Origin of the sequence: Formosimonas limnophila, assembly GCF_014652675.1 — a bacterium.
Taxonomy (GTDB): domain Bacteria; phylum Pseudomonadota; class Gammaproteobacteria; order Burkholderiales; family Burkholderiaceae; genus Hydromonas; species Hydromonas limnophila.
Map to the genome: position 1 here is coordinate 191,302 of NZ_BMZG01000003.1, position 19,586 is coordinate 210,887.

At 47.6% G+C, this 19,586-nt stretch carries 17 protein-coding genes and 1 riboswitch; of the genes, 9 read left to right on the plus strand and 8 right to left on the minus strand.

Annotated elements, in window-relative coordinates; translation table 11 throughout:
• Window positions 1-70: 70 nt before the first annotated feature.
• Complete coding sequence (gene mutL, locus IE082_RS03840) at window positions 71-1,972, minus strand: DNA mismatch repair endonuclease MutL (protein WP_189491799.1); 1,902 nt, start codon at window positions 1,970-1,972, stop codon at window positions 71-73.
• Window positions 1,973-2,350: 378 nt separating this feature from the next.
• Between mutL and IE082_RS03845 the strand changes: the two genes are divergently transcribed.
• From IE082_RS03845 to IE082_RS03875, 7 genes are all read left to right on the plus strand, one after another.
• On the plus strand, window positions 2,351-2,980 hold the full coding sequence (locus IE082_RS03845) for a VTT domain-containing protein (protein ID WP_189491952.1): 630 nt from the start codon (window positions 2,351-2,353) through the stop codon (window positions 2,978-2,980).
• A 361-nt stretch (window positions 2,981-3,341) separates the two neighbouring features.
• Window positions 3,342-4,541, plus strand: a complete 1,200-nt coding sequence (locus tag IE082_RS03850; RefSeq protein ID WP_189491802.1) for a branched-chain amino acid ABC transporter substrate-binding protein — start codon at window positions 3,342-3,344, stop codon at window positions 4,539-4,541.
• 164 nt (window positions 4,542-4,705) lie between these two features.
• The gene (locus tag IE082_RS03855) at window positions 4,706-5,617 is read left to right on the plus strand and encodes a branched-chain amino acid ABC transporter permease (RefSeq protein WP_189491805.1); all 912 of its coding nucleotides are present in this window, start codon (window positions 4,706-4,708) and stop codon (window positions 5,615-5,617) included.
• Between the two features lie 10 nt (window positions 5,618-5,627).
• Complete coding sequence (locus IE082_RS03860) at window positions 5,628-6,758, plus strand: ABC transporter permease subunit (RefSeq protein WP_189491807.1); 1,131 nt, start codon at window positions 5,628-5,630, stop codon at window positions 6,756-6,758.
• A gap of 11 nt (window positions 6,759-6,769) precedes the next feature.
• Window positions 6,770-7,540, plus strand: coding sequence for an ABC transporter ATP-binding protein (locus IE082_RS03865; protein WP_189491810.1), 771 nt, complete (start codon window positions 6,770-6,772; stop codon window positions 7,538-7,540).
• Window position 7,541: 1 nt separating this feature from the next.
• Entirely contained in the window at window positions 7,542-8,258 is a 717-nt protein-coding gene (locus IE082_RS03870) for an ABC transporter ATP-binding protein (protein WP_189491813.1), read from the plus strand.
• Window positions 8,259-8,527: 269 nt separating this feature from the next.
• Window positions 8,528-11,395: a PD-(D/E)XK nuclease family protein gene (locus IE082_RS03875; protein WP_189491816.1), complete on the plus strand. Its 2,868-nt coding sequence runs from the start codon at window positions 8,528-8,530 to the stop codon at window positions 11,393-11,395.
• Between the two features lie 20 nt (window positions 11,396-11,415).
• Here IE082_RS03875 and IE082_RS03880 read toward each other — a convergent pair whose 3' ends face one another.
• The 6 genes from IE082_RS03880 to IE082_RS03905 all read right to left on the minus strand — a co-directional run bounded on the left by IE082_RS03880 (window position 11,416) and on the right by IE082_RS03905 (window position 17,553).
• Entirely contained in the window at window positions 11,416-12,132 is a 717-nt protein-coding gene (locus IE082_RS03880; protein ID WP_189491820.1) for an energy-coupling factor transporter transmembrane component T family protein, read from the minus strand.
• Complete coding sequence (locus IE082_RS03885) at window positions 12,129-13,466, minus strand: ATP-binding cassette domain-containing protein (protein ID WP_189491823.1); 1,338 nt, start codon at window positions 13,464-13,466, stop codon at window positions 12,129-12,131. The genes IE082_RS03880 and IE082_RS03885 overlap by 4 nt, the downstream gene beginning before the upstream one ends.
• Window positions 13,466-14,116: an ECF transporter S component gene (locus IE082_RS03890; protein ID WP_189491825.1), complete on the minus strand. Its 651-nt coding sequence runs from the start codon at window positions 14,114-14,116 to the stop codon at window positions 13,466-13,468. Before IE082_RS03890 ends, IE082_RS03885 begins: the two co-directional genes overlap by 1 nt.
• Before the next feature lie 269 nt (window positions 14,117-14,385).
• Window positions 14,386-16,173 carry a TRAP transporter large permease gene (locus IE082_RS03895; RefSeq protein WP_189491828.1) on the minus strand — a complete coding sequence of 596 codons (1,788 nt, stop codon included), beginning with the start codon at window positions 16,171-16,173 and terminating at the stop codon, window positions 14,386-14,388.
• A gap of 29 nt (window positions 16,174-16,202) precedes the next feature.
• The gene (locus tag IE082_RS03900; RefSeq protein ID WP_189491830.1) at window positions 16,203-16,799 is read right to left on the minus strand and encodes a TRAP transporter small permease subunit; all 597 of its coding nucleotides are present in this window, start codon (window positions 16,797-16,799) and stop codon (window positions 16,203-16,205) included.
• Window positions 16,800-16,965: 166 nt separating this feature from the next.
• Window positions 16,966-17,553, minus strand: a complete 588-nt coding sequence (locus IE082_RS03905) for a TMEM165/GDT1 family protein (RefSeq protein WP_189491955.1) — start codon at window positions 17,551-17,553, stop codon at window positions 16,966-16,968.
• A 5-nt stretch (window positions 17,554-17,558) separates the two neighbouring features.
• A riboswitch (yybP-ykoY riboswitch) is annotated at window positions 17,559-17,745 on the minus strand.
• 89 nt (window positions 17,746-17,834) lie between these two features.
• On the opposite strand from IE082_RS03905, the gene ppa reads away from it, so the two are divergent.
• Window positions 17,835-18,359 (plus strand): inorganic diphosphatase, encoded by a 525-nt coding sequence (gene ppa, locus IE082_RS03910; RefSeq protein WP_189491833.1) that lies wholly within the window; start codon window positions 17,835-17,837, stop codon window positions 18,357-18,359.
• Between the two features lie 76 nt (window positions 18,360-18,435).
• On the opposite strand, the gene IE082_RS03915 is transcribed toward ppa, so the two are convergent.
• Window positions 18,436-18,987 (minus strand): TetR/AcrR family transcriptional regulator, encoded by a 552-nt coding sequence (locus tag IE082_RS03915; RefSeq protein WP_189491836.1) that lies wholly within the window; start codon window positions 18,985-18,987, stop codon window positions 18,436-18,438.
• A 225-nt stretch (window positions 18,988-19,212) separates the two neighbouring features.
• Here IE082_RS03915 and IE082_RS03920 point away from each other — a divergent pair, with 225 nt between their 5' ends.
• Window positions 19,213-19,506, plus strand: coding sequence for a DUF2834 domain-containing protein (locus IE082_RS03920; RefSeq protein WP_189491839.1), 294 nt, complete (start codon window positions 19,213-19,215; stop codon window positions 19,504-19,506).
• The last annotated feature ends 80 nt before the right edge of the window (window positions 19,507-19,586 follow it).

Here is a 19,586-nt window from a genome sequence, read left to right on the forward strand (position 1 = left end):
AAGATGGTTGGGTGGGCAGCCTATATTTTGCCAACACGTTGTTGGTTTTGTCGTGATTTTAATCAGTGATTTATTGACCGCGCATGAATAAGGCATCTAATTCTTTCATACTCATTTGTACCCATGTTGGGCGGCCATGATTGCACTGATTGGCGCGTTCGGTCGCTTCCATGTCGCGCAAAAGTTGATTCATTTCGGGCAACGCGAGTGTGCGGTTGGCGCGGACAGCACCGTGGCAGGCGAGCGTGCCGAGCAGCTCGTTGCGCTTTTCCGTGAGGACGTGGCTGCCGCCGAATTCGTCGATGTCTGATAAAACAGCACGGGCGAGGTTGACCGCATCAGCTTGGCGCAACAGAGTCGGGACGCTGCGGATGGCGATTTCGGACAGGCCCAGAGGTGTGAGTGACAAGCCAATGTGCTCCAGTACGTCGTGATTGGCTGGGTCAGCCAAAATGGCCAGTTCGTGAGGGCTGGCGTTGAATCGAATGGGTAGAAGCAAGTCTTGGCGTGTCAGAGGGGCTGCATTGAGGACGTTTTTGAGTCGTTCATAGACGATGCGCTCGTGCGCGGCGTGCATGTCTACTAATATGAGGCCTTTGTCATTTTGTGCGAGGATGTAAATGCCGTGGATTTGAGCCACGGCGAAACCGAGCGGGTGTTGCGATGTGTTATGCTCAGTTGTGGTGGCTGTTTGGGCGAATTGCTCAAATGTATTCGGGGTATTCGGGTTTAGGGTATCGGCCAATGTTTCGCTCTCGCTCTGACTGACTGGCGTGTCGAATCGGTTAGGATTGGCGTTTTGTTGTAAAAATTCGAGATAACTATGCGGGTTCTGTGCCAAAGGCAGCGGGGCTTGCCACGCTTGCGGTTTACGTGGTTGATCGAACAAGGACGTGCGTGATGCCGGTTCGTTGCTCTCTGCCTGTGTTTCGCTGCTGAGTGGTTCGGCTTGAGCGATGCGTGCGCTGGCAGTTTGTGCGAGGGATTTTTTTAAGCTGTTGGCGATGAATTGGTGAATCGCGCCGCTGTCACGAAACCGCACTTCAGTTTTTGCGGGATGAACATTGACATCAACGCCTTGTGGTGGCAGGTCAATGAACAGCACATACGAGGGAAAGCGTAAATGATGCAGCACATCTGCGTAAGCGGTGCGAATACCGTGCGAAACGACCTTGTCGCGCACGAAGCGTTGGTTGATGTAGGCGTATTGTGTGTCCGCACGCGAACGGGCAACGTCGGGTGGGCAAATCATGCCGACGATGGACAGATCACCCACAGCGTGATTCACCCAAATCGCGTGCTCAGGCAGGTTTTTACCCAATACATCAGCGATGCGCTGCTGCCAGTCGCTGATGGGGTAATGGGCGACAAGTTTATCGTTGTGCATCACCGAAAAGCCGCAATGTGGGTTTGCCAATGCGGCGCGGGTGATGTATTCAAGACAGTGAGAAAACTCAGTGGCGTCGGTTTTAAGGAATTTTCGCCGCGCGGGTGTGTTGTGGTACAGATGCGCGACTTCGATGCGCGTACCGACGTCGCCTGCGGCGGGGGCGTTTTGCCAATCACCATGGTGGTTGTGCGTGCTGGTTGCATGTGCATCTGCATCGGTGCGGCTGGTCAGACGCATTTGTGCCACAGAGGCAATCGAGGCGAGCGCTTCACCGCGAAACCCCATGGATTCAACGTGCTCGAGTTCGTCCAACGAGCGAATTTTGCTCGTCGCATGGCGTGTGACCGCCAGTGACAGCTCATCTGCTTTGATGCCGCTGCCGTTGTCGTGTATGTCTATCAGTGCCTTGCCACCTTCGATGAGTTTGATGCGAATATCGGTTGCACCCGCATCCAATGCGTTTTCTAATAATTCTTTGATGACTGACGCAGGCCGTTCCACCACTTCACCCGCCGCGATTTGGCTAATGAGGTGGTCTGGGAGTTGTGTGATGGCGCGGTGGGGGGCGAGGCGGATTTTCATGGCGTGCTTTGATTAATTAATCTGTGATTTTACCCGTAGTTTTCCAGATGTGTTGGGATGATACGGATTTGCTCTGTTGATTTAATTTATTCTGCTTTGACGAGGGCATATTTCGATGTTGTTTTTTAATTTTCTGAAGTCTTGATTGGTGACTGGTGTGGGTTTTTCTTGAGTTATTTCTGTTGCGCTGCCGCAATTACTCAGATTCTCCATGCTTGTACGTCATATTGCTGCCTTGAGACATGAGCCTTATGATGGTATTTATGTGTTGGTTGCGTTCGATTTCGTTCTGCCAAAACGATGTGTTATGATGGCGCACTTTTTAACCTGTCGGTAACCTAAGGAGTCCTTGTGGACGCAGTGATTCAGTTTTTTTCTATGATTATGCATCCTGAGCAGTTGGATGTTTTGATTTCTCAGTATGGTGTGTACATTTACCTGATTCTCTTTTTGATTGTGTTTGGCGAAACAGGGTTTGTGGTGTTGCCGTTTTTACCTGGTGATTCTTTGTTGTTCATTGCTGGTGCTTTTGCAGCATCGGGAGCTATGAATGTTTGGATACTGATGGCGTTGCTCATTAGTGCGGCAGTGCTGGGCAATACTCTAAATTACTGGATTGGCAGTGTGGTTGGACACAGGATTTATGATGTTGACAGTCGCTGGATTAGCCGAGAAGCTTTGATGAAGACCCATTCGTTTTATGAAAAACATGGCGGTAAGACGATTGTACTTGCTCGATTCGTACCTCTCGTGCGCACATTTGCACCATTTGTTGCAGGGGTTTCTGAGATGAGTTGGTCTCGATTCCAACAGTACAATATATTGGGCGCAGTGTTGTGGGTAGTGGCATTTGTTGGCGGCGGTTATCTGTTTGGTAATGTGCCTGGCGTAAAAGAGCATTTGGGTTTGATCGCCTTGGTGGGACTGTCTGCGGCGATTGTGCCTGTCGTAGGCGGTGTTTTGTGGAGTTTTGTGAAAAAGACAAAAGCCAAGAAAGCCACCCTGTAATATCACTTAGCCAGAATGCTGCATCGCCGCATTTTAAAAACTATTCTGCACCGAAATAAAACGCGCTCTCTCATTGGAGCGCGTTTTTGCTTTTATGAGGTACAGCTTGGGCAAAATAGTGCACAAAATATGCAATTGTTGCTTGCTTTTTAACCCTGCCTTGCATAATAATCGTGGCCATGGGTTGTGCACTGTACTGGTGAAATGCTCGTGACGGTTCAATCAGAATTGTTCGAGACATCAGTTAAAGTGTAGAACGCTGACAGAGCAGTTCTTTAAATAAGTGGTTTTGCTTATAAAGTAATGCCACACGGGTTGGGTGACCGCCTTCACACTTAAGTTTGACACTTGGAGAAAAACGATGCAAAAAATGTGGAAATTATTGCCTTTGGCTGCTGTTGTTGCATTGGCAGCTTGTAACAAACCTGCAGATGCTCCTAAAGCTGATGCGAAACCTGCTGACGGCGCTGCTGGCGGTGAAATCGTTGTAAAAATCGGTAGTGGTGCACCAAAATCTGGTGGTATTGCTCACTTGGGTCAAGACAACGAAATGGGCGCGCAATTGGCCGTGAACGAAATCAACGCCAAAGGCGATTTGATGATTGGCGGCAAAAAAGTCAAACTCGAATTGATGGGTGAGGATGACGCTGGCGATCCAAAACAAGGCGCGACTGTTGCTCAAAAAATGGTTGACGCAAAGGTCGTGGCTGTTGTTGGTCACTTGAACTCTGGCGTTTCTATGCCTGCTAACGCGATCTACGGCGCGGCTGGTATTGTTCAGGTTTCTCCTTCATCAACCAACCCTGATTACACGCTCAAAGGCGTGAAAACTCCAGGTGGTTCTGTGAGCTCATACCGTGTGGTTGCTAATGATATTCAACAAGGTTCTGCTATCGGTAAATACGTGATGGAAAAAGGCGGCAAAAACATTGCTATCTTGGACGACGCGACTCAATACGGTAAAGGCTTGGCTGACTACGTTGAGAAAACATTGAAAGATGGTGGTTCTAAGGTGACCAGCCGTGAAGCTTTGACTGACAAAACAACTGACTTTAAAGGCGTTTTGGCTAAGTTGAAAGCTGAAAATCCTGACTACATTTTCTGGGGTGGCATGGATGACACGGGCGCTGCTTTGAGCAAACAAATGAAAGAGTTGGGCTTGAAAGCCAAGTTGGTTTCAGGTGACGGCGCTTGTACTGCTAAGTTCATTGAATTGGCTGGTGATTCAGCTGAAGGTGTGATCTGCACACAAGCAGGTGCTCCTGTGTCAAAAATGGCTAAAGGCGCTGAATTCCAAGCCAACTACGAAAAAACCTTCCCAGGCAAGAAAGTGGAAATCTACTCTCCATTTGCTTACGATGCGGTATACGCGATTGTTGCAGCGATGAAAGCAGCTGACTCTGTAGAGCCAGAAAAAATCGCTAAAGCTATGGCTGGCGTGTCTTTTGATGGTTTGATTGGTAAAGTAGCATTTGATGAGAAAGGCGATATCAAAGGCGGAGTTATTACTGTACAAGAAATCAAAAACAAAAAATTAGAAGTGGTTGCAACCGTCATGTAATTATGGCGACAAAAAGCCCTGACCAAAACGGTTAGGGCTTTTTTATGCACAAAGAGACAAAAAATTAGTTGGTTTGATAAAGAATAATGACTTTTCAACCTAAAAAAATAATCCAGTATAAGCATATCAATATGTTTTGATGGACATGATGAAGGAGCGCTGAGATGGAGTTAGAAAAATTCTTCCAGCTTTTGATTGGTGGCGTGGTGGTAGGCAGTATTTATGCCATGATTGCCTTAGGTTATACAATGGTTTACGGTATTCTGGGTATCATTAACTTCGCTCATGCTGAAGTGATGATGATCGGTGCCATGGTGGCGATGACTGTGTCATCGATACTCATTGCAGCAGGCTTGCCTCTTTTGGTGGTTTTGCTGTTGGCGGCTTTGGTCGCGATGATGGCTTGTATGATTTTGAGTTACTGTATGGAGCGGTTCGCTTATCGTCCCTTGCGTAATGCGCCAAAATTAACACCACTGATTACGGCAATTGGTTTGTCGTTTTTGATACAAGCAGTAGCACAACTGATTTGGGGTAAGTCGCCACGCCCATTCCCCGAGCTTTTGCCATCAACACGCGTTATCTTGTTTGGTGATGTGGGTATCACAGTTCGTGAGATTGTCATTGTTGGTTTATCGATTGTGATGATGATGGGGCTGTTGACATTGGTTGAGCGAACCAAACTCGGTCGAGCGATGCGCGCCACGTCCGAAAATGTCGGTGTGACAGGTTTAATGGGTGTGAATCCCAATCGTGTGATCTCTGCAACGTTCATGATCGGTGCTGCCTTGGCTGCTGTTGCTGGCATTATGTATGCCATGAACTCTGGCGGTAAAGCGCATTTTTATATGGGCTTTATGCCAGGTATGAAGGCCTTTGTTGCGGCAGTGCTTGGTGGAATTGGCAATATTCCTGGTGCTGTGGTTGGTGGGATTGTGCTCGGCTTGGCTGAGGCATTTGGCGCTGGTTATATCAGCTCGGAGTATCAAGACGTATTTGCCTTTGTGGTACTGGTTGTGGTTTTGATTTTCCGTCCATCAGGTTTATTGGGTCAGCGCACTGCTGATCGCGCATAAGGAGGGCACTATGAGTTTCTTACAAAAATTAAGCCCTAAGGATTCAATGTTGGGCATTCTCATCTGCGCAGTGCTGTTGATGTTGATGCCCTTCGCTGTCCAATTTTTGGGTAATACAGCTTGGGTTCGGATTATCGATTACACATTGCTATACATCATGTTGGCTCTGGGTTTGAACTTAGTGGTCGGTTTTGCAGGTCTTTTGGACTTGGGTTATATCGCCTTCTATGCTGTGGGCGCTTACATGGTGGCTTTGTTGGCTTCGCCTCACTTGTCTGATAACTTTGCCTCTATCAAAGCGGCGTTCCCTGATGGTTGGCACGTTCCTTTGTGGGTCACCATACCCTTAGGTGCAGCGTTGGCTGCTGTTGCGGGTTTGATTCTGGGTGCGCCTATTTTGAAATTGCGTGGTGATTATCTGGCGCTGGTGACATTGGGCTTTGGTGAAATCATCCGTATTTTCATGAATAACTTGGGTAAAGATGGCTTTAACTTAACCAACGGCCCACGTGGTATCGCACGTATTGACCCTGTCAGTATTTTTGGTCATCAACTGAGCAAGCCTTTGGATTTGGGTTTTGTGACCTTGTCTAAAGAGTTCCAGTATTACTACTTATTCTTGGCTTTGGTCGTGTTGAGCGTGTTTGTTTGCTATCGTTTGCAAAACTCTCGTTTGGGTCGCGCATGGATGGCTTTGCGCGAGGATGATATTGCGGCCAAGGCGATGGGTATTAATGTACGCAACATCAAATTGCTCGCCTTTGCATTGGGCGCGACATTTGGTGGTGTGGCTGGTGGTATGTTTGCATCGTTCCAAGGCTTTATTTCTCCGGAGTCATTCACATACATGGAATCCATTATTATTTTAGCGATGGTGGTTCTAGGTGGGATGGGGCACATTCCAGGTGTGATCTTGGGCGCGGTATTGATGTCGCTGTTCCCTGAGTTTTTGCGTTATGTCGTTGATCCAGTTCAAAAAGCAGTGTTTGGTAGCGTGGTCATTGACACAGCTATTTTGCGTCAATTGATTTTGGGTTCGGCGATGGTGTTGATTATGTTGTACCGTCCTAAGGGCTTGTGGCCAACTCCGACGCGTGAAGACAAAAAAGTGGTCGAAGCTGACCCGAGCGCGACGGCATAAGGAGAGATGAAATGACTCAAGAAAATATCATGCTCTCGATTAAGGGCGTTAACAAAAGTTTTGGTGGTTTAAAAGCCTTACAAAATGTTAGTCTCGAAGTCAAAAAAGACACCATTTATGGCCTTATTGGTCCGAATGGTGCTGGTAAAACCACGTTTTTTAATGTCATCACGGGTTTGTACGAGCCAGATTCTGGTGAGTTTGTGCTCAATGGTGCACACTACGAGCCAACTGCGGTTCACGAAGTTGCCAAATCAGGTATTGCGCGGACGTTTCAAAACATTCGTTTGTTTGGCAACATGACCGCCCTTGAAAACGTCATGGTTGGTCGTCACGTGCGTACCAAGGGTGGTGTACTGGGTTCGATTTTTGGTAGTAAAGCGGTGAAGAAAGAAGAAGCGGATATCAAAGCACGTGCTATGGAGTTGCTCAACTATGTGGGTATTGGGCAATACCATGACTACGTGGCGCGTAATTTGGCTTATGGTTTGCAGCGTCGTCTCGAAATTGCTCGGGCATTGGCTACCGATCCAAAGCTGCTCGCGTTGGATGAGCCCGCGGCAGGGATGAACTCAACCGAAAAGCTTGATTTGACCAAGTTGCTGCGTAAAATTTCTGACGACGGTACGACCATTCTTATCATCGAACACGATGTGAAACTGATTATGGAGTTGTGTGATGAAATGACCGTGTTGAACTATGGCGAAATCTTGGTTCAAGGCAAGCCTGATCATGTACGACATGACGAAGGCTTTATCAGTGCATATCTTGGAGGACATTAATATGACACAACCAATGCTCAGTATCAAAGGCCTGAAAGTTGCCTACGGCGGGATTCAAGCAGTTCGAAACGTGGATATGGATGTTTATGAGGGCGAGTTGGTGACCTTGATTGGTTCAAATGGTGCGGGTAAAACCACCACGCTCAAAGCCACCACAGGTATGGTCCCGATGAAAGGTGGCGAAATTAGCTACCGTGGCAAATCCATCAAGGGTGTGCCAAGCTGGGAGCTGCTCGCGCAAGGTTTGGTGATGGTTCCTGAAGGTCGTGGTGTTTTTGCACGGATGACGATTACCGAAAACTTGCAGATGGGTGCTTATTTGCGCAATGACAAAGAGGGTATTGAGGCGGACATCGAAAAAATGTTTGGTATCTTTCCCCGTTTGAAAGAGCGTGCCACTCAGCTGGCGGGCACAATGTCTGGTGGTGAACAGCAAATGCTGGCTATGGCTCGTGCTTTGATGAGTAAGCCTAAATTGCTCATCATGGATGAGCCGACAATGGGGTTGTCACCTGCGATGACGAAAACGATTTTTGAAGTCATCAGAACGGTATCGAGCGAAGGCATGACGCTTTTATTGGTCGAACAAAATGCAAAACTGGCACTGCAAGCAGCAGACCGTGGTTATGTTATGAGTTCGGGTGAAACCATTATGAATGGCAAAGCCTCTGATATGTTGGATGATGAGGAAGTGCAAAAAGCGTATTTGGGTGAATAATTCATCTTTTTGTGAATAAGAAACCCGCTCAATCGAGCGGGTTTCTTGTTGCCTGACTGTGCTAAACTTTGGGTTAAACTATGAGGCACCTCTGTCAGCTTTGCTGATTAGGGCTTGATAAATCAAGCCTCTACAGTTTTTCGATGTGCCGATAAGCAATGGATAACAACGGATTTTTTTGAAATGACTATAATTTGACACGGGTTTGTGTCAACACATGCTTCTTCGATAACACATTCCTACCATGGCTTGAACAACCAAAACCACTGATGATTAATTTAATTCCCGAAACATTCGACGAACAACTGTGGTCACGCATGGTTGAACAGTTGGTTGCTGAAAAAGCCAGCATTTTGATTGTACCTGATACTTCCATGTACCTGCCTCACCAAGCAGCATGGCAGCAGTATGCGCGGCGTTTACAGACTGTGGTCATGCCACCTCGGTTGCTGACCTTATTGGACTGGACAAAGCGATTTGGTTCGCCTGACTGGGATGCGCAGCAATTGAGTCGTGTGTTGACTTGGGCACAGCAGTTACAAAGCACGCCGCAGCTGGCGCAGTGGCTTGGCGCGAATCAAAAAAATCATCAAGATGTGGCATCGGTTTTGTCTGCGGCGCAAAGGTTGGTTGCCTTGAGTGATGAATTAACATTGCATTTATTGCCTCAGTTTGGTGTGGATGCAATTGTTGAGGGCAGTGCCTTCTTGAGCGAGGTCGTGAGTCAGACATATCAAAATCACGCGGGCAGTTGGGCATCTGACGAGCTGAATGTTTTGCTCGAATGCTGGCGATTAGACGTGGTGATGATACCGCCCGTCATGCAGTTTTTGAATGTTCTATCTGAAATGGCTGTGGATGAGCGCGCACCTCAGTCTTTGTACGTTCTGCGAAATCGTCCGTGGTTTGCTTATGAGCAATGGTTTTATGAATATTATGCGCAGCATCATGATGTGCATGTGTTTGATGTGACAACCATCCGCTCGCGTGCGGTCAGCGATGGTGTGGCTGAGTGTGCACAGCGTGCTTGGGACGATGCACAAGAGCGAATATTGGCGAAACCCAATGAAACAGGACAAAAACAGCAGGTTGAGCATGGCGTGCTTTGGTCCGCACCGCATCCAGAGGATGAGGCTTGGGCGGTTGTTCAGCAGGTTTTGCGTTGGCGGGAGGGGGGGCTACGCCGAATCGCCATTGTGGCTCTGGATCGAGCAGTGAGTCGGCGGGTGTGGTCACAGTTGCTGCATTGTGGTGTGGCTGTTCGTGATGACACGGGGTGGCTGCTGTCTACGTCTCGTTTGGCCACCAGTTGGCACGATGGTTTGGCAGTGTGGATGCAAGATGCGTCTGCTGATGAGTTGTTGTCTTGGTTGGCTCATCCAGCGGTGTATGCGCATGAACCACAGATAAAATCGTTGTTGTGGCGATATTTGAAAGACGTGGCTTTACGACAAGATGTTGTGCTAAAAGGTTGGCACAATTGGCAACAAGCAGTGCGCCGTTGTCCGCCAAGCAAGCTTTTGAGAGATGAGGCTGATACGAAGGAGTGTGACTTACAAGCATTGGCAATGGAATTTTTGGCAAAGGCGTTGGTTGCCAAAAAACAACTGTCGCGCAGCCGCCCACTTAGCGCATGGGCAGATGTATTGATTGAATGGGCAAAAGATTTTGGGCTGTGGCAAGGTTGGCAAACTGAGGCGGCTGGTGATGCAGGGGCTGTTTGGTTACAAATGTTGCAGTTGTGGCGTGTCGATGAGACGTCTGTCCTGCTCGATTTGGCTGCTGTGATGCGAGTGATGAATGCCGAGGTTGAACGAGCCACGTTTCGTGCGCACGATGCATCTGATGAGGTACTGCTTTTGCCTTTGGGCAGCACGCGGATGCGCGAGTTTGATGCGGTTTGGATTTTGGGGGCGGATGAAACGCACTTACCCGCACCGTCTGAGTCAGCCAGCTTGCTCAACACCGCTGTGCGCACAAAGCTTGGCCTACCGAATGTCGTGGCCAATCAAGAGCAGGTGCGACGGGACTTTATGGATTTACTGGTCAGCACGCCGCGTGTGCATGGTAGTTTTTGCGAAACCACCAATGGACAACCGAACGCACCGAGCAGTTGGTGGCGTCAGTGGCTGCGTGCCAGTGGGCAAAGTGTGCAAAGCCTCCAGCTCGATTGGCGTGAGTGTGCCACACAAACGGCAGCAGCCTCTGCTGCGGATATTCGTTATTGTTTGCCTGATACGGTGTCTGCGAGTGATCTGAACCAGCTCTCTGCGTGCCCCTACCAATATTACGTCCAACGTGGCTTGGGTATTCGTGAGCGAGCCTTACCGACTGAGGATGTTTCGCCTGCGATGATTGGTAACCTCTGGCATGCGGTGTTGGCTGGTTTCCATGAGCGGCGTGGTGAGGTCGATGATGGGCAGATTTTGGTAGAGGTCATTGATGAGCAGTTGAGCCCTCTGTGTGCCGAGAATCCAAGGTACTGGGTGGTTCGAGAGAATTTCCTTTCGTGGATTCATGCCTATGTGGCTTGGTGGCACAATCGTGAGCAGCAAGGCTGGCGCGTATCTGCTAGCGAGTTGGCCATTTCGGTGGAGCATGATGCTTTTGATGAGACGCTCGGACAAACAGGCCTATCTCTCAAATGGAAAGGCAAACTCGATCAGCTGGACACGCGTGAGCAGTTTGATGATTTGACAGGCACTTGTGCGCTTCAAGCGGCTGTGATTGACTATAAAACCAACGACGCGGTTGCCGTGCGAGAAAAGTTTCTCAAGCCGATTAAACGCGGTGACGACATTCAACTGGCGTTTTATATTCATTTATTACACGGTCATAGTCAAAACACGGTCGTTCAGGCTGGCTACGTGGGGGTGAGTAAGCTTGCTGTGAATGAGAGCCAAAAACCACACGAAGGCAGCAATACCTACCCACAAGCATGGCTCAATCAAGATGAGGCGGGAGATGGTGCAGCGCTTGAACAAGCGGCAGCGCAACTTCATCAGCAAGTGGGTGAAACATTCACTCGAATGTTGAAAGGCGAGCCGCTGGTCGCAATGGGCGAACTACGGGCGTGCGCGTATTGTGCGGTTCGTGGGGTGTGTCGTAAAGGTTATACCAAATCCGCTGTTAGCTAAAAGTGCCAGTGCTTTTATTGTTACCGCTCACTTGTCCATGCCATCAGCATCAGCACCAACCAGAGCGCAATTGATCGTCCAATCTGTCCGTGTGTAGCTTGATAATTATAGTAAAACACTTTGTCCTTAGTGAGTCCACGAGCACGCAGGCTCATCGCACCACGCTGTGCATGACGCAACGAAAAAATCAATAGCGGTATCCATTGTGAGAATTTTTGTAAGCCCTTGATGCCGCGTAGTTTTGCGTTGAGCATGATGCGGCGGCTCTCAGCACGCAGTAGTGTGATGGCGCCGATGCCGACCAACATGGCATAAGCGATTTGGGTGGATAGCCATCGGCGTTGCAGGGCATAGGTAATCACGTCTCGCACATTAATCATTTTGGCTGATAGCAGGGCCACCCAAGTGAGTGACCAGATTTTGAGTGCGGTTTGATTGGCCTTGAGTTGTGCTTGCTCGGCTGTGATGTCTTCTGTATGAAAAAAGACATTCAACAGCCAAATTGAGATGGACAGCGCAAAGGCCACTGCCAAACTCTTGAGGGCAAAGCGCCATGTGATGCCCTGAAAAAAACCGACCGCGCAAAATGCACATGCCCACAGGGCAATGGTGTGCCAGCGAAATGGTAAAGCAACCGCAATGAAAAAAGCGAACAGCATCAACCACAGGTGAGCGTCATGAAAAAAACGCTCACGGATAGGGGCATTGATTTGGTCGGTGTGGTTTGTGCTCTTCATGCGTTGACCACCGTGGTGGTGAGCTTGCCATTGCTGATTTCCCAGATGTGGGTGGCGATGGCTTGTTGAACGGCCTTGTCGTGTGTGATGGCGATGAGCGCGTGTCCCGCTTGCTTGAGTTGATTGATTAAGCGGACGATGCGGGTGGTATTAATGGCATCTTGACCGAATGTTGGTTCGTCGAGCAAAACGAGCGGGCGTTTTTGTACGCAGGGGTAGAGCAGGGTGAGGCGGCGTTTCTGGCCTTCGGATAGCTGATGGGGCGAGCTGTCTGCACGACCTTCTAAACCGATTTGCGAGAGTGTTTGCTCAATGTCCGTAATGCCCTGCTGCTGTAATTCCTCGCCAATGGTGTCAAAGAAAAAGTGACTGTCAGGATGTTGAAACACGTACGACATGTGTGGTGTGGCTTTTGACGTTACACCATTTAACTCGAATGTGAATTTTCCCGAAAGCTGTTTTTGTGTGCCTGCGAGCGTGTTGAATAATGTGGACTTTCCTGCGCCATTTTCACCGACCAATATGGCACAATCGCCTGACTCGAGTGTGAAGTCTGCTGTGAATAGAGGAGCATTTTTGTATCCGATGGTTAAGGCTTGCGCTGAGAGTTTGGCGTATTTCGTAGTGTTTGGTACGAATGAATGTTTGCTCGGTGTGGCCTGCTCACGATTGACATCTCTCGTCTGGATGTTGAGCCAGTCCGCGACTGATATTTCAGAAATCACCCCATCATCTGTCACATGCCAGCACACATCTGCGTACTGGCTCACGTGAGGATGATGGTCAATCAGGAGCATGCCAACATGCCCCTTTAACTCAGCCAGCGCGGTATAAAAATCATCGCGCATGGCAGGATTAAGAAACGCTGTCGGCTCATCAAATACAATCCAGTTTGGTTCAAATGCCAGCATAGAGGCGAGCAGCAGTCGCTGTGCCAAACCGTGGCTTAATTGTGTCGTTGGTTTAAGTGTTTGATGTGCCAAGCCAAATCGACTCAGCCAATTCTGCGCGGTTGTCATGCGCGTCATCGGCCAATGTGCATTTTCCATTGAGAAAAAAAACTCCTCACCGACACGCTCGTGAACGATTTGCGACAAAGGGTTTTGGGCGAGGTATGCGGCATGTTTCAACACATCAGGTGTATGACCATCGAGCTGACCTGAGATAAACTCAGGGTAAAAGCCCTTGAGTAGATGCAAAAACGTGCTTTTGCCGCTGCCACTGTTGCCCACCAGCCAAATCACTTGTTTGGATTGTACGGGCAATGGCTTAGCCAAAGACAAACCCGCATCACTGCGGGTGTATCGAAAAGAAAAGGGGAGAACTTGAGACATTAGGCTCGGTGTTTGGCAATCAGGAAGTTATTAAGTAAGCCTGTTTTGAGTAAACGAAGCGACAGATATCGGCTCAAAACAGCCGCTAGCACCACCGCTGAAATGATAAAAGCCGTTACTTGAATCAGATTAAAGCATGGCGCGAGTTGCGCATAGTCGCTGGTGAAGAAGTCGTAGGTATAGCTAAAAAATGCCGAAACACTGGCTGCCAACGCCAACACACCCATAGACCAATTCCGATAAGCAAACAAGGCGAACACCAGCTCCGCGCCCAGCCCCTGAATCACACCATAAATCACAGCGGATAAACCCCACTGTGTGATGATACCTTCTACAAATGCTGCCACAATCGAGGCGAACAACGCTATTCCTGGTTTGCGAATCAGGTCACCGAGAAACACAGAGGCCAAAATCCACAGGCCTGACGTTAAATACTTAAGTCCGAAGGGTTTGAGCGCAGGTTTAACCAGCTCATAGACCAATGTCCAAGCCCAATAGGCCACACCCAAAGCAGCAGCGATGACTGCACATGTGACCCATTCTTGAAGTGTGATTGAACGAAACAATTGTACGATGGAGCGCGATTCAGTGTAGACAGCGGGTTCGGTTGAGGCGAGATTTGATTGAGGGGAAGAATACGGATTTGTCATGTGATTTCCTTTCCTTCGCAGGCATTACCCTGAGCAGGTTTAGCGGTGTTTCTCAGCCCGACTGTGACAATACAGTGAGCACCCGCAGGTTGGTTTGAGCCTTGATTTTACTGAGTTTCTGGATTTCTGTAAAGCTATATGTTTTTGACTTTGTTGCGGTTGGGATTTTTGAATCGTTCTACAAAAAACTTGACCGTTCTAAAAAATCACTTAATTTGAACAACAAACGCGCAGTTTAGGCTGCGCGTTGTCTGCTTCTTTAGAAAAACTTATTTGGCTGGGATGAAGTCCAGTTGTGGTGTAGTGCTGTTTTTAGTTGGCTCAGGCTTACTCTCGATTTGAGCCTCTGCAGGTTTGGTTGCCTTGTCGTTGGGTGTTAAGTCCAAACTTGGTGAGGCTTTTTGTGGTGTTGTGCCGTTACCTAAATCTAAATTTAATGAACCAGATGTAGGAGCGGGGGCTGTGACACCTGATTCAATGGCTTTCGCTTTGGCTCGAGATTGCTCTGTTGGTACGATGCTTGGCACTGCGATGATGAGCGCGACCATGATGAGCTGGATAATAACGAATGGTATAGCGCCCATGTAAATGTCGCTTGTTTTAACCTCTTTCGGCGCGACTGAGCGTAAGTAGAACAATGCAAAGCCAAACGGCGGGTGCATGAATGAGGTTTGCATATTCACCGCGAGCAAAACGCCTAACCAAACTAAATCAATGCCGAGTTTTTCAGCCACAGGTGCGATTAGTGGAACGAGGATGAATGATAGCTCAAAAAACTCAAGGAAAAAGGCAAGGAAGAAAATCAATAAATTGATCACAATCAAAAAGCCGATTTCACCACCCGGAATCGCGAGTAGCAAATGCTCGACCCATTTATCTCCTTTAACGCCTTGAAAAACCAAGTTAAACACGGTTGAGCCAATCAAAATAAACAATACGAAACTCGTGAGCTTGAGTGTGGAGTCCACGGCTTGTTTGGTCAGGCCGAAATTCAATCGACCTTTCGCCAGTGCTAATAATATCGCGCCCAAAGCACCGAGTGCACCACCTTCAGTTGGTGTAGCGATGCCGAGTAACACCGTGCCGAGCACCAAAAATATTAGAGCGAGCGGTGGAATCAAAACAAAAATCACGCGTTCGGCCATGTCGCTGAGTAAGTTGAATTTGGCCAACTGATTGATTTTTGCCAAAGCATAAACGACGGATATGGAAAATGCAGCGGCCAAAATTTTGGCGCGACCCAAAGAGTCTTCGATTGTGTCCGCACCGTATAAAAAATGTTGTTCAGATACATCGCGAGTCACGGTGACGTAAAACCCATAAGCGACACACAGAGTGAGTAGCATCATAAACAACAACGACTGAACACCTGAGCCAAATTTGGTTGGGTTAAAAATTCGCGCACTTTTGGGCAGGGCAGGCACCCACGATGGCTTGACGATGGAGACGATTAAAATATAAACCATGTACATTCCAGCGAGTAGCAAGCCTGGAAGAATCGCTGCCTCATACATCGCACCGACGGGTTTATTTAATTGGCTGGCCAAAATAATCAGTACCAATGATGGCGGGATGATTTGCGCTAATGTGCCCGATGAGGCAATCACGCCTGTTGCGACGCGTTTGTTATAGCCGTATTGGAGCATGAGTGGCAGTGAAATTAAGCCCATGGCGATGACCGATGCGGCCACGACACCTGTGGTTGCAGCCAAAAGCATGCCGACCAAAATCACCGCGTAAGCCAAGCCACCACGAATAGGACCAAATAATTGACCGATGACTTTGAGTAAATCCTCTGCCATTTTTGACCGCTCCAATATCAGTCCCATGAAGGTGAAAAACGGAATCGCCAATAATGTATCGTTTGTCAAAATGCCATAAATGCGACTTGGCAAAGCGCGCATCAGATTCGGGTCAAGCACGCCCAGAGCGATGCCTGCGACCGCGAATAGCAGACCGTTGGCCGCGAGAGAAAATGTAATGGGAAAGCCTGACAGCAAAAAAACCACTAAGCCGAAAAACATGATTGGCGCGAGATTGTTGGCTAAAAATTCCATGGGTTGTCTCCGTTATGATTTGATTCTGATTAGTCTTTTGTCGCTTCGATGTAGGCTTTGACTTCATCATCTGGGTTGTGCCCACCTTTACGAAACTCATGGTAAGCAACCAATCCTTTGAGATAACCGATGCGTTTAATCAATTCAGAAAAACCTTGAATCAACAACATTAAAAACCCTAATGGAATCAATAGCTTGAATGGCCATAAAACCAAAGGGCTGTTGCCCGAATGCTCATCGCTGAGGATGGACTGTTCGACAGCGCCAATGCTGTACCAAAGAATCAAAATGCAGGTAGGAAACATAAATAGCAAAATACCCACAATATCGCCCCATACCTGAGCACGTTCTGAGTAGCGTGACGCGAGTACATCAATACGAACATGCTCGTCTTTTTTCAGCGTGTAAGCTGCACCGAGTAAAAACATACAGCCAAAAAAGAAAAACAACGACTCAAACATGGTGTTTGAATACGTTTGAAAAAATGTGCTGGATGAAAACACTTTGCGTAGTATGGCGTTAAGCGAGCAAATTAAGACGGCTATTAATACCGTCCACTGAGCTACTTTAGCGATTTTTTCATTGAAACGGTCAATAATGTCAGATAGGCGCAGTAAACCATGCATGGCTTGTCTCCTTTTATTAATTTGTGGATAGAAGTATAGTTGATAGCGGTTGCGGATTGGTGTTTTTTAAACACAATTTACGCTTATTTTATTTGTACTGCGAAAAAACTGCCTCAATTGGCGGATTCATGGTGACTTGATTTTGATAACGTGGTTCGGGTCTACCTTAAATATTGATACCAACACCCATTAAGGCATTGCGCAAAGCCAAGCCCCCAAGCACAAAAAAAATCACCGATGCGATGATGTGAATGGTTTTGGTTGGGAGTTTATCCGCGAAGCGGTGACCGAGGTAAACTGCAGGGACATTGGCCAGCATCATACCCAGAGTCGTACCAAGCACCACGGTGAAAAATTCGTGATAACGCGCGGCCAATGCGACGGTGACAATTTGAGTTTTATCACCCATTTCGGCTAAGAAAAAAGCCACCACTGTGGTTGTGAATACGCCGAGTTGTTTTTTTGGAATCACCACTTCGTTTTCGTCGAGCTTATCGGGAATCAGAATCCAGCCGGCCATCAAAACGAATGAGGCGACGATGACCCAATTCAAAATATTGGGGCTTAAAACGTTTGATAAAAGCGCACCGACAGCACCCGCACCTGCGTGGTTTGCGATGGTGGCAACGAAAATGCCCAAGATAATCGGAATGGGTTTACGGTAACGAGCGGCGAGAATCAGCGAGAGAAGTTGTGTTTTATCACCCATTTCGGCAAGGGCGACGACACTGGTTGAGACAAGGAGTGATTCCATAAATAAATTAACCTCGGCTGGCAAACACGAATGACCACGCGCGCTCCCCAGCCATGCAGAGTGTACGTAGTCAATAGTCTTGCCAAATCTGGTAATCATGAGTGCCATGCTGTGAACACAGAGAACGACAGCAAGTATGTTGACACCCATCTTTTCTAAAGAGAAAAGAGGCTACTCCCCAATGACGGGGCGATTGTAGCACAGGCTGCTTAAAGTTTGCAGCCGTATTTCCCCATCAGTTATAATGCGCAGGTTTTCAAACATACTTTAAAGGACACATCATGGGCTACGAAGCAATCCCTGCAGGCAAAGACATTCCAAACGATTTTAACGTCATCATCGAAATCCCAGCCCAAAGCGACCCAGTGAAATACGAGGTCGATAAAGACACGCAAACGCTGTGGGTGGATCGCTTCATTGGCACAGGTATGCGCTATCCACTGAGCTACGGCTATATTCCACAAACACTCGCTGGTGACGGCGATCCAGTCGATGCGCTCGTTATCGCGCCATTCCCGATTATGGCGGGTGCAGTCGTGCGTTGTCGCGCAGTTGGTATTTTGCAAATGGATGACGAAAAAGGGCAAGATGCTAAACTCATGGTGGTTCCTGTTGATAAAGTTTGTCCGATGACTGCTGATATCAAAACCATTGCCGATGTTCCTCAATACATTAAAGACAATGTTCAGCACTTTTTCGAGCAATATAAATCACTCGAAAAAGGTAAATGGGTCAAGGTTCAAGGCTGGGGCGATGTGGCCGATGCCCATAAAGAGATTTTGGACGGTGTTGCTAACTACAAGTAATGTGGTGTGAGGTCTTATCCGAACAAAAAAACGAGGCTTTTGCCTCGTTTTTTGATTTAAACAAAGACTCGGTCTTTTAGTCTGTCAATTTCTGATGTAAATAACCGTTTAGCGCAAGATGTGTTGTGTCCTTTTGACCGAGTGCATTGAGAAGCACCATTCCTTCTATAAACGTAAAAATAAGCTCAGGGGCGTTTGGATGTTCAGACTGCTCTTCGGCCTTTAGACTGGTTCGTATCCACACCAAAAAAGCATTGGCAATTTGCGAGGCGACATTTTGATAAATACCAAAACGACGAACCGACGCGGCAGTCATTTCAAGCCAAAGATTGGTGTAGGGCAAAATTTCTGGGTTATCAATCAAGTTGGCTAAAAAACCAATCAGTTGCGGCTGACTTAATGGTTCTGGCTGCAGAAGCTGTAGTTTTTTGAGTAGGCGATTGGAAATCTCCGTCAATGTAACAGTCAATAACTCATTTTTATCAACAAAATAGTGCAGTAGCATTCTGTCGCTGATACCAACTGCAACACCCAAAGAGCGAAGAGTGAATTGCTCTAAGCCTTTTTCTAAAAGGTAGTCAGCCATGTTTTCAATTAATTGACGTTTTTTTTGCTCTGTTTTTTCCATTTGCGACTCTTAATGCTTGACAAGAATGTGTAGCGATTGCTACACTATTTGCGGTGTAGCATTCATTACATTTTGTGTGCTGCAAGAGTAGCATGAAAAACACCCCAACAATAGCTTGTTAATCACTTGTTGATTATAAAAGCTGAAAAAGGTGCGGTGATTTATCGAATGAATCACCATTTTCATCGCTAAAAAAATGATATAACTGATGAAAAGGATATGAAAATGAAGCGTGTTGTACTCATCATGGTTTTGGTTGCATTCACTGCGCTCACAGGAGTTGCGGTTTGGCACCATGGATATTGGGGAATTCTGGAGCCTCATTTTAAAAGCTTTGGTGCTGCTCAGGTGTTTGTTGATTTGCTGATTGCTTTGACGCTATTTATGGTTTGGATGTGGCGTGATGCTAAAAAAGCGGGTCGCAATCCTGTACCTTGGCTTGTTCTGACGCTTTTGGCAGGCTCGTTTGGGCCGCTGATTTATTTGTTGGTTTATAAAAGTGGCAAAGAGGCGTCCTGAACTTTGTTCTGCTTAGTAAAATAATGATTCATGATTTCATGGTTTAAGTGCTGTATTTTAGACGGTAAAAGCGAGGCGAA

Bases quoted from the DNA above. Each gene is read 5' to 3' on its own strand.
- mutL (WP_189491799.1), bottom strand. From the start codon at position 1,972: ATGAAAATCCGCCTCGCCCCCCACCGCGCCATCACACAACTCCCAGAC.
- IE082_RS03845 (WP_189491952.1), top strand. From the start codon at position 2,351: ATGATTATGCATCCTGAGCAGTTGGATGTTTTGATTTCTCAGTATGGT.
- IE082_RS03850 (WP_189491802.1), top strand. From the start codon at position 3,342: ATGCAAAAAATGTGGAAATTATTGCCTTTGGCTGCTGTTGTTGCATTG.
- IE082_RS03855 (WP_189491805.1), top strand. From the start codon at position 4,706: ATGGAGTTAGAAAAATTCTTCCAGCTTTTGATTGGTGGCGTGGTGGTA.
- IE082_RS03860 (WP_189491807.1), top strand. From the start codon at position 5,628: ATGAGTTTCTTACAAAAATTAAGCCCTAAGGATTCAATGTTGGGCATT.
- IE082_RS03865 (WP_189491810.1), top strand. From the start codon at position 6,770: ATGACTCAAGAAAATATCATGCTCTCGATTAAGGGCGTTAACAAAAGT.
- IE082_RS03870 (WP_189491813.1), top strand. From the start codon at position 7,542: ATGACACAACCAATGCTCAGTATCAAAGGCCTGAAAGTTGCCTACGGC.
- IE082_RS03875 (WP_189491816.1), top strand. From the start codon at position 8,528: ATGATTAATTTAATTCCCGAAACATTCGACGAACAACTGTGGTCACGC.
- IE082_RS03880 (WP_189491820.1), bottom strand. From the start codon at position 12,132: ATGAAGAGCACAAACCACACCGACCAAATCAATGCCCCTATCCGTGAG.
- IE082_RS03885 (WP_189491823.1), bottom strand. From the start codon at position 13,466: ATGTCTCAAGTTCTCCCCTTTTCTTTTCGATACACCCGCAGTGATGCG.
- IE082_RS03890 (WP_189491825.1), bottom strand. From the start codon at position 14,116: ATGACAAATCCGTATTCTTCCCCTCAATCAAATCTCGCCTCAACCGAA.
- IE082_RS03895 (WP_189491828.1), bottom strand. From the start codon at position 16,173: ATGGAATTTTTAGCCAACAATCTCGCGCCAATCATGTTTTTCGGCTTA.
- IE082_RS03900 (WP_189491830.1), bottom strand. From the start codon at position 16,799: ATGCATGGTTTACTGCGCCTATCTGACATTATTGACCGTTTCAATGAA.
- IE082_RS03905 (WP_189491955.1), bottom strand. From the start codon at position 17,553: ATGGAATCACTCCTTGTCTCAACCAGTGTCGTCGCCCTTGCCGAAATG.
- ppa (WP_189491833.1), top strand. From the start codon at position 17,835: ATGGGCTACGAAGCAATCCCTGCAGGCAAAGACATTCCAAACGATTTT.
- IE082_RS03915 (WP_189491836.1), bottom strand. From the start codon at position 18,987: ATGGAAAAAACAGAGCAAAAAAAACGTCAATTAATTGAAAACATGGCT.
- IE082_RS03920 (WP_189491839.1), top strand. From the start codon at position 19,213: ATGAAGCGTGTTGTACTCATCATGGTTTTGGTTGCATTCACTGCGCTC.